The 13,670-nt window shown below is 62.1% G+C and carries 11 protein-coding genes and 1 tRNA gene; 2 read left to right on the top strand and 10 right to left on the bottom strand.

Translation table 11 applies throughout. The features are described 5' to 3' along the window. Positions 1 to 281: 281 nt before the first annotated feature. The 5 genes from BTJ49_RS04270 to BTJ49_RS04250 all read right to left on the bottom strand — a co-directional run bounded on the left by BTJ49_RS04270 (position 282) and on the right by BTJ49_RS04250 (position 4,332). A tRNA-Leu gene (locus BTJ49_RS04270) sits at positions 282 to 356 on the bottom strand. Between the two features lie 524 nt (positions 357 to 880). Beyond that, complete coding sequence (locus BTJ49_RS04265) at positions 881 to 1,348, bottom strand: hypothetical protein (RefSeq protein ID WP_146742266.1); 468 nt, start codon at positions 1,346 to 1,348, stop codon at positions 881 to 883. Positions 1,349 to 1,628: 280 nt separating this feature from the next. Next, the gene (locus tag BTJ49_RS04260; RefSeq protein WP_113064147.1) at positions 1,629 to 3,038 is read right to left on the bottom strand and encodes a serine hydrolase domain-containing protein; all 1,410 of its coding nucleotides are present in this window, start codon (positions 3,036 to 3,038) and stop codon (positions 1,629 to 1,631) included. A gap of 104 nt (positions 3,039 to 3,142) precedes the next feature. Next, positions 3,143 to 3,436 carry a hypothetical protein gene (locus BTJ49_RS04255; protein ID WP_113064146.1) on the bottom strand — a complete coding sequence of 98 codons (294 nt, stop codon included), beginning with the start codon at positions 3,434 to 3,436 and terminating at the stop codon, positions 3,143 to 3,145. Then, positions 3,433 to 4,332 (bottom strand): helix-turn-helix domain-containing GNAT family N-acetyltransferase, encoded by a 900-nt coding sequence (locus tag BTJ49_RS04250; protein ID WP_113064145.1) that lies wholly within the window; start codon positions 4,330 to 4,332, stop codon positions 3,433 to 3,435. Before BTJ49_RS04250 ends, BTJ49_RS04255 begins: the two co-directional genes overlap by 4 nt. A 243-nt stretch (positions 4,333 to 4,575) precedes the next feature. On the opposite strand from BTJ49_RS04250, the gene BTJ49_RS04245 reads away from it, so the two are divergent. Beyond that, the gene (locus BTJ49_RS04245) at positions 4,576 to 5,910 is read left to right on the top strand and encodes a glycosyltransferase (protein ID WP_113064144.1); all 1,335 of its coding nucleotides are present in this window, start codon (positions 4,576 to 4,578) and stop codon (positions 5,908 to 5,910) included. Between the two features lie 28 nt (positions 5,911 to 5,938). On the opposite strand, the gene BTJ49_RS04240 is transcribed toward BTJ49_RS04245, so the two are convergent. Next, on the bottom strand, positions 5,939 to 6,259 hold the full coding sequence (locus BTJ49_RS04240) for a YciI family protein (RefSeq protein ID WP_113064143.1): 321 nt from the start codon (positions 6,257 to 6,259) through the stop codon (positions 5,939 to 5,941). Positions 6,260 to 6,489: 230 nt separating this feature from the next. Beyond that, complete coding sequence (locus BTJ49_RS04235; RefSeq protein WP_113064142.1) at positions 6,490 to 7,254, bottom strand: SDR family oxidoreductase; 765 nt, start codon at positions 7,252 to 7,254, stop codon at positions 6,490 to 6,492. A 112-nt stretch (positions 7,255 to 7,366) separates the two neighbouring features. Here BTJ49_RS04235 and BTJ49_RS04230 point away from each other — a divergent pair, with 112 nt between their 5' ends. Next, positions 7,367 to 8,281, top strand: coding sequence for a LysR family transcriptional regulator (locus tag BTJ49_RS04230; RefSeq protein WP_113064535.1), 915 nt, complete (start codon positions 7,367 to 7,369; stop codon positions 8,279 to 8,281). A gap of 154 nt (positions 8,282 to 8,435) precedes the next feature. On the opposite strand, the gene BTJ49_RS04225 is transcribed toward BTJ49_RS04230, so the two are convergent. The 3 genes from BTJ49_RS04225 to BTJ49_RS04215 all read right to left on the bottom strand — a co-directional run bounded on the left by BTJ49_RS04225 (position 8,436) and on the right by BTJ49_RS04215 (position 13,435). Then, positions 8,436 to 9,509, bottom strand: coding sequence for a hypothetical protein (locus tag BTJ49_RS04225; RefSeq protein WP_146742265.1), 1,074 nt, complete (start codon positions 9,507 to 9,509; stop codon positions 8,436 to 8,438). A 561-nt stretch (positions 9,510 to 10,070) separates the two neighbouring features. Further along, positions 10,071 to 11,441: an Hsp70 family protein gene (locus tag BTJ49_RS04220; RefSeq protein ID WP_146742264.1), complete on the bottom strand. Its 1,371-nt coding sequence runs from the start codon at positions 11,439 to 11,441 to the stop codon at positions 10,071 to 10,073. Positions 11,442 to 12,343: 902 nt separating this feature from the next. Beyond that, the gene (locus tag BTJ49_RS04215) at positions 12,344 to 13,435 is read right to left on the bottom strand and encodes a DUF4236 domain-containing protein (protein WP_113064139.1); all 1,092 of its coding nucleotides are present in this window, start codon (positions 13,433 to 13,435) and stop codon (positions 12,344 to 12,346) included. Between the last annotated feature and the right edge of the window lie 235 nt (positions 13,436 to 13,670).

The raw sequence follows: 13,670 nt of genomic DNA, 5'->3' as shown, positions 1-13,670 counted from the left end.
CAGGCGACCTCGCGCGCACAAAAAAAAGCCGCCCGGAAACCGGGCGGCTCAAGGCGCGTCCTGCGCCGGAGACGGGTGTCGGCATCGACGCCGCATCTCAGCGATCCTTCAGGCTGACGACCTGGCCCAGCACGCCGTCCAGGCCACCGAAGCGACCACCCAGCAGGCACGCCCAAGGAGCGTTCCCGGGTGTGGGACTTGCGTCCCGGGTGCCAAAGAGCGGGACTCGAACCCGCAACCTACGGTTTATGAGACCGTTGCTCTCCCAGTTGAGCTATCGATACAAAGGGCAGGAGTCGAACCTGCGACATCAGCAAACTGAATGCTGCGCTCTCCCAGACTGAGCTACCTTTAGCGTGTGACCGGCGCCGTCGATCCTCGGCATACGCCACGGCAGCGCCGCGCGCACCGGCCGGGATATACAACCCGGACCGCTGCGAACCGATGCCAACCGGTCACAGATGACTGTCTCTTGCCGAAACAGCCATTCGTTTGGCGCGCATCCACGCGCCGAATTCTTTGCGAGAAAAATCCCTTGTCGCGCGAACGCCGGTAGAAACGAAAACGCCCCGGGGGCAGAGCCTTCCCGGGGCGTTCGCGGATACCGGGGAGGTCGTGAATCGACCTCCTCGCGATGTGCGATCAGGTCAATGAATGCATCGGGCCACGTGCAAGCACGAACGGCACACGCGCGTCATCATGCAGACGCATGACGGGCGTCTGTTCGATGCGAATCGCGTTGTGGTGCCCGTTGCACATGGTGAATATCCTGATGAATCGCGCGCCGCAGATCGGCGCGAGGGCGGGCATCCTAGTCGCGGTTGTTCGCGATTGCAAGCGGCGCGTTTCTCCGGGGACTTTCCGCAGTGACTCCGTGGCCTTATTTCGCATGCACGACTTCTAGGGTGCCGACATCGATGAACGGCTGGTTGAGCGAGGAGAACCGCACCGCATAGTCCGGATTCGAGAACTTCAGCGTCAGACGCGCAATCTTGCCCGAGAACGTCTGCTTCACCGCCTTCAATGTGACCGGCTGGGAATAGCTGGTCTGGGGCGGACGCGCCCTGCGCAGTGAAAAGATCGCAAGTGTCAGCACCCCCGCCAGAATGGCAACAGCGGCAAAAAGCGCAGGCCCGGAAAGCTTCGTACCAAAACTCGGAAAGGCAAGGACAACGGCGAGAAGCAAGGCCCAGAAAATTGCGAATCCCACCAGAAGCTTCATGCCCAATCCCTTGGGGAACCGGGTCGCCGTCTTCGCGCAGGACGCGCAGTAGGGAAACGCCAGCGTGAACCGCATCTCCGTGCCTGCGAGCACCATGTAGCGCGTCCGCTTGAGCGGTGTTGCCACCAAGGAAAGATTCCTTACAGAACCACAATTGCAGCAAGAACCCTCAGGTACGGAAAAAGGCAGTTCCGCTGCCCGACCGGGTACATAAACGAACATGCTAACCCCCTGTATCGAATGGATTATTCCTGAAATGACAGCCGCCGACCGCGGACTGCCTGCCTACCGTACAGGATGCCTCGGATCGAAAAAATCCAGCGCACCGCACCGCGGCACTCGGCAAAATCATCCGGCGAGCGCCCGGGAGCGGAAGACGGTCATTCGTATTTTCCGTTTCAATTCCTCACCGGTTCTTCGGCATGCGCAGGGAGAAATAGTCGACGAGGCGATGCGCGCTCGGAGGATCGAGATTGCTCAATGCCACGATGACGTACCCCTGCGCGGGAAACACCCGCAGTTCCCCGTTCATGCCCGGGGCGCCACCTTCGTGGCCGTAGCTCTTGACGCCGCCTTCGTGCAGCACCTCGAAGCCGTATCCGTAGCCGTACCCCGTCGCGTCGTCACGGAATACCGCAGTCGTGGCTTCACCGAGATCCTTCTTCGACATCAGGCGCCCCGCCTGCAGCGCCCGGACGAAGCGGAAGATGTCGCCGATCGTGGAGTATCCACCGCCCGCAGCCGTGCTTCGATAGGGCAATGTATCGGTATTGGACACCCAGGCGCCATGACGCCACATGTAGCCGGTCGATCGGCCCGGCACATGCACCGCCTCGGGCAACGTGCCCGTCGACGTCATCTTCGCCGGCTGGAAAATGTGCCGCTGCACGTAGTCGTAATAGGACATGTGGCTGACGCGCTCGATGACTGCGCCGAGAATCACGAAGCCGAAGTTCGAATACTCGAAGGACTTGCCCGGCGGATGATCCAGGCCACGCTTGCCGTAGAGATCGATGTAATCGTCGTTGCCCCTGAGCTTGTCCCGGTTCGCGTCGAACGCCAGGCCGAAGATATCTCCCGTCCCACCCGTGTGATTCAGCAATTCGCGTATCGTCACCCGCGATGCCACGCGCTTGTTCGGATAGTCCGTGAGATAGGTGCCGAAGGGTGCGTCCAGCGACAGCTTGCCTTTCTCTGCCAGCTGGAAGATCCCGACGGCGGTGAACATCTTGTTCATCGAACCGATGCGGAATTTCGTGTGCAGCGTGTTGGCCGTTCCCGACGCCCTGTCCGCCTGCCCCCACGCGTGTTCGTACAGCACCTTGCCGTCCCTGGCTACCAGGATCGCACCGGAAAACTCGTCCGCATCGGCCAGTGCAGCGGTCCGTCTGGACAGCGCGCGGATCGCACCCGCCTGGCTCAGTCGGGGAATCTGCAGATCCGGAGGACGTTTCACGTCGTGCTCGATCGACATCGTGAGCGCATCCCCTTGCCCTGCCTTGCCCATGCTCACGTGCAGCCGATGCACTGCATCGGATTCGTTTTCCCCGATGAGCACGGTCAGGCTGGCCGGCGACGACTTCTCGACCCGGAGAACGCTGTAGCCGCCCGTCCGATGACGGCTATCGAGCATGTCCTGCACGGCCCAGTGCCGCTTGTAGCGCGCCTTGAACGACGCAAGCTTGCCGGCATCCCCGGCGTCATAGGCACCGAGCCAGTCCTTGAGCGCGGTCCCCGCCGGGGTTTTCGGAAGGGGTACGGCTCCCATGGCCTGGCATGCAAAAAACACCAGGACCAACGCGATCATCTTTTTCATCCAGTCTTTCCTTGTCGTTTCACACGGCCCGTCGCGATCCGCGGCGAGAGCGTCACGCGCCGCTCATCGGGTACATCATTTTCTTCGAATCAACGAATGGACAATCAAGTATCCGGAAACAAGAAGCACCACCTCGATACCGACACCGGACATCGCTCCCATGAACGTCGGGCAAACGCATCACCGGGAATTCGATCTCCCGGACTGATGTCGCCGCTCCACATCTCGTAGCTGACCGGAACACTGAAAAAGACCAACCCGAAGCTCGTGACGCCCATCACGAGCAACGTGATCCCGATCACGGTCCCGTGGCACTCGGATCTTGCTGCGTTCATCCATTTCATCTCGGTGCGTTCTCCTTCCACCATTCCACCCGCGAAGAACCCGTGCCGCTTCATGCACGCTTCTTTCCCGAACCGATGACTTTCTCGAACCAGTGATGCGCGTAGAGATTGTCGTTGTAGGCGGGAATCTCGGCATAACCGTTGCGCCGGTACAGCGCATGCGCCTCGACCAGGGAACAATGGGTGTCCAGCCGCAACCGCTTCAATCTCAGCTCGGCGGCGCGCGCTTCCAGGTTTTCCAGGAGACGTTGCGCGACACCGAGGCCGCGCGCCTGCGGCGCGACCCACATGCGCTTGATCTCGCCGTCACGGCCGTGCACCTTCAGGCCGCCGCAGCCGACGGCCTCGCCGTCCAGATGCGCCAGCACGAACCAGCCCGCCGGCGGCGCCAGCTCGTCCGGCTCGGCCGACACGCTCTGTGCCGGATCGAAGCCGTTCTCGAAACGCCGATTCAGTTCGTCCAGATAGGCAGCGATGCAACGACGCGCTTCCGGACCCGAGGGGTCAGCCTGCGCCACGGTGACCGCCGCCGCACGCATCAGTCGCTCGACCTCGTCCATCGCCGCTACCAGGCGCTCGCGTTGCCGGGCACCGAGCGACGCCAGCAAGGCTTCCGCCGCATCCTGCGAGCGACGGTCCAATGCATCCACCTCGCGTCGCCCCTTCGCCGTCAACGTCGCCCGCCTCACGCGCCGGTCTTCAGCATCGGGGCGGCAACGGATCAAGCCCTGCGCCTCGAGCGCCCGCAGCAGACGGCTCGCATAGCCCGAGTCCAGCGCCAGCCGTGCCCGCAGCGCGCGCACCTCGATGCCGTCGCAACCGATCTCGAACAGCACACGCGCCTCACCCAGCGGTCGGCCGCGCCCCAGGTAGTTGTCGTTGAGCACGCCGATGCGGCGCGTCACCGCGCGGTTGAAGTGGCGGACCCTGGCAAGCTGATCTTCATCCATTAGCTGACTATAGTCAGATATTTTCACGGATCAAGCCAAAACCGGACCGGCTGCCACTGGACCCCTGGAGTACCCACTGGGACACTTCCCATCCACAGGAAAGCGACAGCAAGATGTCCGTGTTGCAACCGACGGACATGCCATGGCACGACCCAAAGGCGTCCCTGTACCCACGCGCGCTTCGCAACGACAGGCAGGCCCACGCATCGTGGATTGCGGCATGAATGCAGGTACAGTCGATCCATGCCGCCGCACGATCTCACCCTTGTCACGCAGACCCCTACGCACATCGTCCTGGCCACGTTCGGCACGCACGGCGACCTGCATCCGTTCATGGCGCTGGCGCTCGCGCTGCAGCGACACGGCGCGCGCGTAACGCTGGCGGCGGCGAGTGAATATCGGGAGAAGGTCGAAGCCGAAGGTCTGACGTTCGCGCGGATGCGACCGGACATGCAGGCGGTCATCGACCGCCTCGGCTTGGACGAACACGAGCTGACCCTGCGCATCGCCCGCCAACCGCAATTTCTGCTGACCCACATCGTCATGCCAGCGCTGCGTGACGCCTACGAGGACATCATGGCGATCAGCGCCGACGCCGACGCGCTGGTCACGCATTCGGTGGCCTACGGCGCCAAGCTCGCCGCCGAGAAACGCGGGCTGCCGGATTTCAGCGTGGCCCTGCAGCCGATGGTGTTCTGGTCGGCCTACGATCCGCCGATCGTCGCCAACGCCGAGAGACTGTCGCGCTGGGTGTATCGCCGTGGCCCGACGCTGACACGCGCTTTCATCGACCTCGGCAAGCGCGTAAGCCGACGCTGGGCGCGGCCCATCGACGCCCTGCGACACGTGCTCGATCTGCCGCCCGCCGACGCGCACCCACTGTTCGAAGGCGCGTTCTCGGATGATGGCGTGCTGGCGCTGTACTCCTCGCTTTTCGGTGCGCCGCAGCCGGATCATCCAGCGCATACGGACATCGTCGGCTTCGCTTTTCATGACGGCGAGCGCGGCGTTCCCGCGACGCTGGATGCGGACACACAGCGGTTCCTCGACGCCGGTCCACCGCCGCTAGTGTTCACCCAGGGCACCTCCGCCGTGCATGACGCGGAAATCTTCGTGCGCGAAAGTCTGGCCGCGGTACACACGCTGGGCACACGCGCGGCGTTCGTTCTGGATGACGAACGCGTCGCGCGCTGGGCGGCGGAAGCGTCGGAGCGCGTGCACATCACCGGCTACGTGCCGTACGCGCAGCTGTTTCCACAGGCCAGCGTCATCGTGCATCACGGCGGCATCGGCACCACCGCGCAGGCGCTGCGCAGCGGGCGACCGCAACTGGTGGTACCGCATCTGGTCGACCAGCCCGACAACGCGGCGCGCGTGATACGGCTCGGGGTCGGGCGCGCATGTCCACGACACACGTATCGCGCCGATCGGACCACTGCCACGCTCGGCGCCATGCTCGCGGATCACGCCCTGCAACAACGCGCCGTCGAAGTGGGAATCATCGTGGCGCGGAAGGACGGCGCCGAGGCTGGAGCGCAACGCATCCTTCAGCGGCTGGATGAGCACCCTCGCCGCTGAAACCGACGGTCCGCCTTCCGGAAGCGACTCAGCCGGCTGCGGTCTTCGCCACCGCAAGCGCACTTGCCGCCGGCCCAAGCAGCGGTAGCCATTCGCGGATCTCATGCGTGGCGACCACACCCTCGATCATGAACGGATCCCGCTCGGCGATGGTCTGCACGGCGGCTAGATCGTCGGCGTGCATGATCAGCAGACCGCCGCGGACCTCCCCGGCCCCCCAGGGTCCCGACGCCACGAGCGTGCCTGCGTCGACGAGACGGCGCAGGTGCGCGAGATGGGCCGGGCGTACGGCGTCCTGCCGTGCCACGTCGTCGGTGTATCGATAAAGAAGGATGAAGGTTGCGGGCATGACGCATGCTCCTGGAGCTTGGATGATCGAATCGGAAGGACGTGCTTCGGCCGGTGCGCTGCGCAATCGACTTCAACGCGTCTTCCGCACGGCCGCTGGGCACGGACTTGGCGCGGCGACCTGCGTCGGTCGGATTCGGCGGCACGCGCGACCGCCGTCCGCAACGGAAAACGGACGGCCCGGGGTCGGTGCATCACGCAGCACCGCGCACCCGGGCCGTCGGTCAGGACCTACAGGAACATCCCGCCGGAGGCCTCGATGCGCTGCCCGTTGATCCAGCGGCCGCCGGGGCCGAGCAGTGCGGCGACGGCATCGCCGATGTCGTCGACGTGTCCGGCGCGACCCAGCGCGGTATTGGCCGCGACGAAGGCGTTGAGCTCGGGATTGTCGCGCACCGCACCGCCGCCGAAGTCGGTCTCGATGGCGCCCGGCGCCAGCACGTTGACAGTGATGCCGCGTTCGCCCAGCTCGCGGGCCTGGTAGCGGGTCAGCACCTCGATCGCGCCCTTCATGGCCGCGTAGGCAGCAAAACCGGGCAGGGAAAAACGTGCCAGGCCGCTGGAGACGTTGAGAATGCTGCCGCCGTCGGCGAGGGTGGGCAGCAGTTTCTGGGTCAGAAAGAACGGGCCCTTCAGGTGCACGTTCATGAGCGCGTCGAACTGCGCCTCCTCGGTGTCGGCAAACAATGCATGGGCGCCGATGCCGGCATTGTTGACCAGGAAGTCGAGGCGCTCGCGTTGCCAGTGCGTACGCAGCGCCTCGGCGACCGTCTCGACAAAGGTGTCGAAACCGGCGCTGTCGCCAACGTCCAGCGGCAGCGCCACGGCGCGACGGCCGATGGCTTCGATGGCGGCGACTACGGCCGCGGCCTCGTCGTGGCGGCTGCGGTAGGTCAGGATCACGTCGGTGCCCTGTGCAGCCAGCTTCAGGGCCATGTCGCGTCCGAGGCCGCGGCTGCCGCCGGTGATGAGGGCGATGGGTGTGGAGGTATGCATGGCGATCTCCTGTCGGGGAATTGGACAGGCGTCAATCTATTGATCTTTAAAGAGACAATAAATCCATAAAATATGATTTGAATGTTCATATATTTTGAACAATTATGCCGCCATGAACCGACTCGACATCATGCAGGTCTTCGTGCGGGTGGCTGAACTGTCCAGTTTCACGCGCGCAGCCGACAGTCTGGGCCTGCCAAAAGCCAGCGCCTCGACCGCCGTGCGCAAGCTGGAAACGCTGCTGAACACGCAGCTGCTGCACCGGACTACGCGCCGCGTGCGCCTGACCGCCGACGGCGAGGCCTTCTACGACCGCTGCAAGGAAGTCCTCGATGACGTCGACGATTTGCAATCGATGTTCCAGCAGGGGCCGCAAGCGTTGCGCGGGCGTCTGCGCGTGGACATGTCCAGCGGCTTGGCGCGCAACTTCGTGTTGCCGCACCTGCCCGAATTTCTCGATGCCCACCCACAGCTGGAGATCGAACTCAGCGGCACCGACCGCTATGTCGACGTGATCCGCGAGGGCTTCGACTGCGTGCTTCGTGTAGGCCCGGTCGCGGACAGCACGCTGGTGGCGCGCCAACTCGGGGTCTTGCCGGTCATCACCTGCGCCAGTCCGGCCTATCTGGAACGTCACGGCATGCCGCACACGCTGGACGACCTGGATGCACACAAACTTGTGCACTACGTATCCACGCTCGGGGCGCGTTCGCCCGGATTCGAATACGCCGAGGGCGGCAGCTATCGCAGCCTGCCGATGGCCGGCGCGTTGACGGTGAACAGTTCCGAGGCCTATGTCGCCGCCTGCCTGGCCGGCATCGGCCTGGTCCAGGTTCCGCGCCCCGGCGTGGCCGCGCTGCTGGAAAGCGGCAGCCTGGTGGAAGTGCTACCGCAGCTGCACGCCGAACCCATGCCGGTCACGCTGCTGTATGCGCAACGGCGCAACCTTCCGAACCGGGTGCGCGCATTCATGGACTGGGTCGCTGCACTGCTGGCGCCGTCGCTGGACCGACCGGCACGACCGTGACCGCGCCGCACCCCTTGCCCGAACTAGATCGCGCCATAGCATCCGGATCGGTGCCTGCGTGCGCGCATGGGGCGTCGACATGACACCGTGATCGACTTCCTTGCTGCCGCCCATGGGTACATCCCTGTACCCCGTCCGATCCCTGGTACCGCGATTACTGCAGGAACACCGGCTGGAACGAGAACACGTTCTTCGTGTCCGGGTCGACCGTCATCTCCACCCAGCTGTTGTCGGCGTTGCCGAACACTTCCACACGGGTGAAGTTCGGCTGGGTCTGGCCGTTGTCCTTGACCATCGCCTTGTCGACGCGGAAGTAGTGCGAATCGCCATGCACCAGCACCACCTGGCCGTCGAAGTTTTGGGTCTCGTCGATCATGGCGTGGAAGAAATCGGCGAAGCCGTTGTAGCTCGGGTCCAGCGTTGGCAGGAAGGTATCCTTGTAGTTGCCGTCGGCGACATCGATGCCGCCATACATATCCGCCTGAATGGCGATCACGACACCGGCCAGGTGCCGCTTCCTGGCCACGGCGAAGGCGTCCGCCAGCCACTGCAAGTTCGCGGCATTGCGCGCGCGGTATTCGGCGGTGGCGGCGGCGCAATCGGCCGCGGTACGCATGGACTTCTTCGTGCACTCCTTGTCCGTAGCCACGAAGTTGTTGTTGCTTCCGATCACGTTCAGTGAAACAAACATCACGCGATCACGGATGAAGCGGCTGTTCTCGCTGTAGGCCTTCCCCGGTGCGCCCTGGCGATCGACCCGCATCGGGTGCAGCCCCTGGCTGACGTTCTTGCTGAAGAACGTCTTGCGCAGGTAGGCGAGCCGTTCCAGCGGGTCGTAGCCGCCGTTGCTGGTGCGATGGCAGTCGGTCCATTCGTTGTCGCCCAGGCTGTAGATCGTCGGCGCATACACGCGGTCGAAGCGGTTGACCACATCCTGGCCAATGGCCTGATTGGTGCAGAGGCTGTGGCCGTTCTTGGTATCGCCGACGAAGATGGTGAAGTCCAGATCGTGGTCGTTCAGCGAGTCGATGGTCTGGTTTTCCTGCGCGGCCCGCACGGCCGGATCGTCGGCATAGAACTGATCGCCCCACAGCGCGACATGGATCTTGCCGTGATCGTGGCCATGGCCATGGCCGTGTCCATGGCCGTGACCGTGGGCATGCGCGAACAGGGGCAGGGCCAGTGCGGCCGCCAGCATCACGACATTCAGCTTGCTTCGAGAAAGCATGGTCATTCCCTTCCGTATGGGGTGGTTGAGTGATGAAGCGTGAGGTGCACTCGGAACCTATCGACGCTGCGTGACAGGTCGATGAACTTGGCTCGCGGCTGCGGCCGGGCGTGAGGGAATTCACACACTTCGGCAGCGGGCGGCTCGTAGGGCGGGCACTGTCCGCCGCATTCCGCTGCGCTCCGTTTTCGAAGAGCGGTTCCGTCCGGCTGGCGCCGGTCGGGTCACTTCTATTGCTTGTCCAATAGAAGTGACCAAGACAAGGACACCCCAGCGTCCGCGCCCTACGCGCCTGCGGCGCTACGGGTCCGCTCCGGGCTCCGGGGGTTCGCCGACAGCTGGCGACGAACTGGCGCACGTCCCTGTGCGCCACCCTGCGGGCCTGATCCTCCACCCTCCGTCGCTACCGAAGGGGATAGGGTTGCACGCCGGAAGCCACGGCAGCATTCACTTCAAACGGTTGTAAGTGAACCTGGAACCGTTATCACCTGGGCGGCTTTCGCACAACGACGCTAAACGCAGTGTGTTTACATCACCCGATGCACAGCATGCAGGTGGCCGCTATTCCACGGCAAAGGGACCAAATTCCTTGTAGTAACCGGTCTCTGGAATGTTTGCGCTCAGGGTGAGTTTTTTCTCTGCATCGACCTTGATCTTGATACGCACCATCAGTTTCCCAGCCGGACGCGGGGGAAGATTAGTCAGCACGGCATCAAAAAACTTTTTCGCTTCGCCCTCACCCTTTTGTGCCAGCTGAATTTCCAATTCCTTCTGATTGGTCTCGGCGTTGGCAAAGGTGTCGGCGAACGTGACGGGAAGGCGGTGTGTCGCCGGAATCAGCGGAAAGAACTTGCCGCCCTGCGTCACGATACCGATCGTTTTCTTCAGGACCGGCGCGCGTGCCGCGGGCGCGGGTCTTGAAGAAGCTGCATCGCTTCGTGGTGGCCTGGACGCGGCGCGGACGTTTTCTTTCGGCTTCGTCCTGACTTTTGGACGGTCCAGGTGGACCGGCCCGATATCCTTTTCGGCGAGGGTGTTGACGTTGTAATTGGTGTACTTGTCCTTGGCCGTATCCACCAGGTATAGGCGGCCGGTGAGGATATTGTTTTTGTCCACCTTCAGCTTGACGTGCACTTCCAGCTCTCTTCCCGGTCGAAGACCAGGCCGACCATCAAACGTGGTCTCGTACAAGGTCCTCGATCCACCCTTGCCCCTTTCCGTGATTTGGACTTTGAGGGGCTTTTGGTCGTATTCGACACCCAATTTCCTTTCCCATTCCAGGGGAAGCCGCCGATCTGCCAAAATGGAACCCCGTCTCGTGCCGCCATACCCGGCCTGATGCACGGTAACGTCGATCGGCGACTTCAATACGGGACCAAATAATGCATTGGCCTCCAAGCAACTGGGGACGGGTATGGTCGGTCGATTCGGATCCGTCGCACAGCCCCGGTAGTAGTAATGGATGGCGTGTACGCATTTTTCCCGCTGTGCCATGAAACGTTGCCCTTGCGCGGAACAAGAGAACGTGGCATCCGCGTACTGCCCGGCCTCACCCACGAGCTGTCCCAGGGCCCCGCTCTTGGCCGGCTGTCCCGGCAACTTCGTGTTGAACCCCGGACAGGTGATCGCAACCCGCTCGGTGATGGCATTGTTGGGCTTGCAGGCGCCGCCGGCCGGGGATTCGCGCCACACATAGCGACAGACGTTATTGAAAATCGGCGGCGTGTTTCGCCGCGTGCAGGCGCCGAAGGCCTGGCAACCCTGCTTGGTGCCGACGCCCTGCGGACATTTCTCCCGGATATGACGGCATACCCCGACATCCATGCACAGACCCCTCAGGACCTTGCACTGCTTGACGGCGACCTCATAACGCTTCTGACATGACATGCTACCAGCCTGCGCGGTGACCGAGAGCAAGATCCCGGCCAGCAAGAATAGTTTCCTGAGCATCATGGTCTCCAGGCACATCATCGATCGAATGCTGCCGCCCCCGTGTCCTTTCGACGACCTCGCGCCCGCCCCACCGCAAAGGGGGGCAAGAACGCTGCATTGGAAGCCACGCCGTCATGGCAAGGCCAGCGAAGAAGGGATCGTCGCCATGCTCCCCCGAGATGGCATACGCGAAGGTTCGTACGAACCCGTCCCCCTCCCCGAAGCGGTTGCCGGCGCATCGCGAGACCTGAAGACTGTGCGAGACACGCAACCCGGCCTGAAGCGAACCGTTCGGGCTTGAAGACCATCTTCCGGAAATCATTTTCCATATGCAAGACAGTCACTTGCATACTCATCCTGAGGAGATGACCGCAGCATGGCCGATACATCCAACGCCGCTCCGTACCCATCCAGCGGCCCAAGAACAGTGCCGGGTACAGTCCCATACTCCATTCAATCGGGCGTAAGAGAACCTGGCTCCGTTCTTTGACGATGCCGCCTCATGATGCCTGCTGGACAGAGTGAGAGAATCGAAAGCATTTAATGCCCCCCGCCCCCTTTTGACACCCGGGTCGGCACGGCGCGCTGCTTTCCGTTGCGTTTCATCTCTTAAGAGCGGTTCCGTCCGGCTGCGCCGGCCGGGTTCATTTTCTTGCTTGCCCAAGAAAACGGAACCAAAAGAAGGGCACCCCACGTCCGCGCCCTACGCGCCTACGGCGCTACGGGTCCGCTCCGGGCTCCGGGGGTTCGCCGACAGCACATCCTGTGCTGACGACGAACTGGCGCACATCCCTGTGCGCCACCCTACGGGCCTGATCCTCCACCCTCCGCCGCTACCGAAGGGGTTGGGGTGGCGGCATGGGGTTTCTAAGACGATTTAATCGCATCCTTCCCAAATTGGCTCATGCTTCTTTTGGCATGACTCTAGCGAGCTCCCGAATGGCTCGATGAAAATGTTCCCCGCACCCGCATCTCGAAATTTCAATCAGCTCGTTTAAACCGCTGGCGCTGCGGATGTAAATATCTTCATATCTACAAACTGGTAAACGGATGTTATTTTTGAATCTTCGGTCAGGGCCGCCAGACTTGTTCACGAAACGCCAAGTATAGTCGACCACTTCGGCATCACGAGGCACTGAACCTTCTTCGATGAAACGGGTTGGTGAAACTTCCAACTTGAGGTCACGGTATCCCACTGCCCCGATACCTGCGGCCTCATATACAAAGACGCGATCTGGAAAGAAATACAACGTCTGCCGACCAACATTCACGGCCACAGTCTCAATATTTGTTTTCAGGAATGGTGGCGCCATGCGGCGTATCCATGTCTTGTTCCGTTTAACTAGGTTGCTAGCCCCAGCGTGATATTTCCGATCGTATACCTCACCAGATGCAGCGACATGCCATATCGCTGCAGATCGAGACAACTCAGTGGCCGACGCATGGAGATGTGAGTACGCAGTTTCCATGCTTTCATCGAACTCATAGAACAGCACGACTGATTTTCTCAAAGTGTCACGCACATGCACGTAAATGCATGCGACCAATCCTGCGACGACAATCGCCAAGTTGACGCGCGCCGACCAACCCTGAGCCATTCCCGACAAGAGCAGCATGATTAGTGAAATCAGAGTAATCGGCATCCAGCGTATTCTGGCTCGCTTTTGCTTCATTTCGTCCAACAAATCAGCCGATGATGAATCGGTTATCTGTAGGACATCAGCCGACTCAATTTCCTCGAGCGGAGCATGAGTTGCATGCTGCATCTGTCCACTTGGGATCTTGTCGAATGGTCGAGATTGCAGCCTATTCTTGTCGCCATATTTAAGGGTGGTGCGATAGTACAAACCGCCGCGCCCCATATGGACATAGTTGCCGCGTGGCCCCATTCCTACGCGGAAACCGGGAATGCCGGCAGATACGCCTATACCCGACTTGGACAAATTGAAACGTAAAGGTCCAACACGAATACTCTTGCGAAGATAGATACTCATCGAACCGCGCCCCCTTCTAGCCCAGATCACCAGCGCCAACTCAGATTAAACCTACACGAGTCACAAGATGACACCAAAACGGTTCCAGTTTCACTTACAACCGCATGAATTGAATGCTGCGGTGGCTTCAGGCGTACAACCCCGCCCCCTTCGGTAGCGGCGGAGGGTGGAGGATCAGGCCCGCAGGGTGGCGCACAGGGATGTGCGCCAGTTCGTCGTCAGGTCAGGATGACCT

Origin of the sequence: Oleiagrimonas sp. MCCC 1A03011, assembly GCF_003267965.1 — a bacterium.
Classification (GTDB): Bacteria; Pseudomonadota; Gammaproteobacteria; order Xanthomonadales; family Rhodanobacteraceae; genus Oleiagrimonas; species Oleiagrimonas citrea.
Note: the sequence above shows the minus strand (reverse complement) of the source record. Positions and strands in the feature narration are given on the sequence as shown.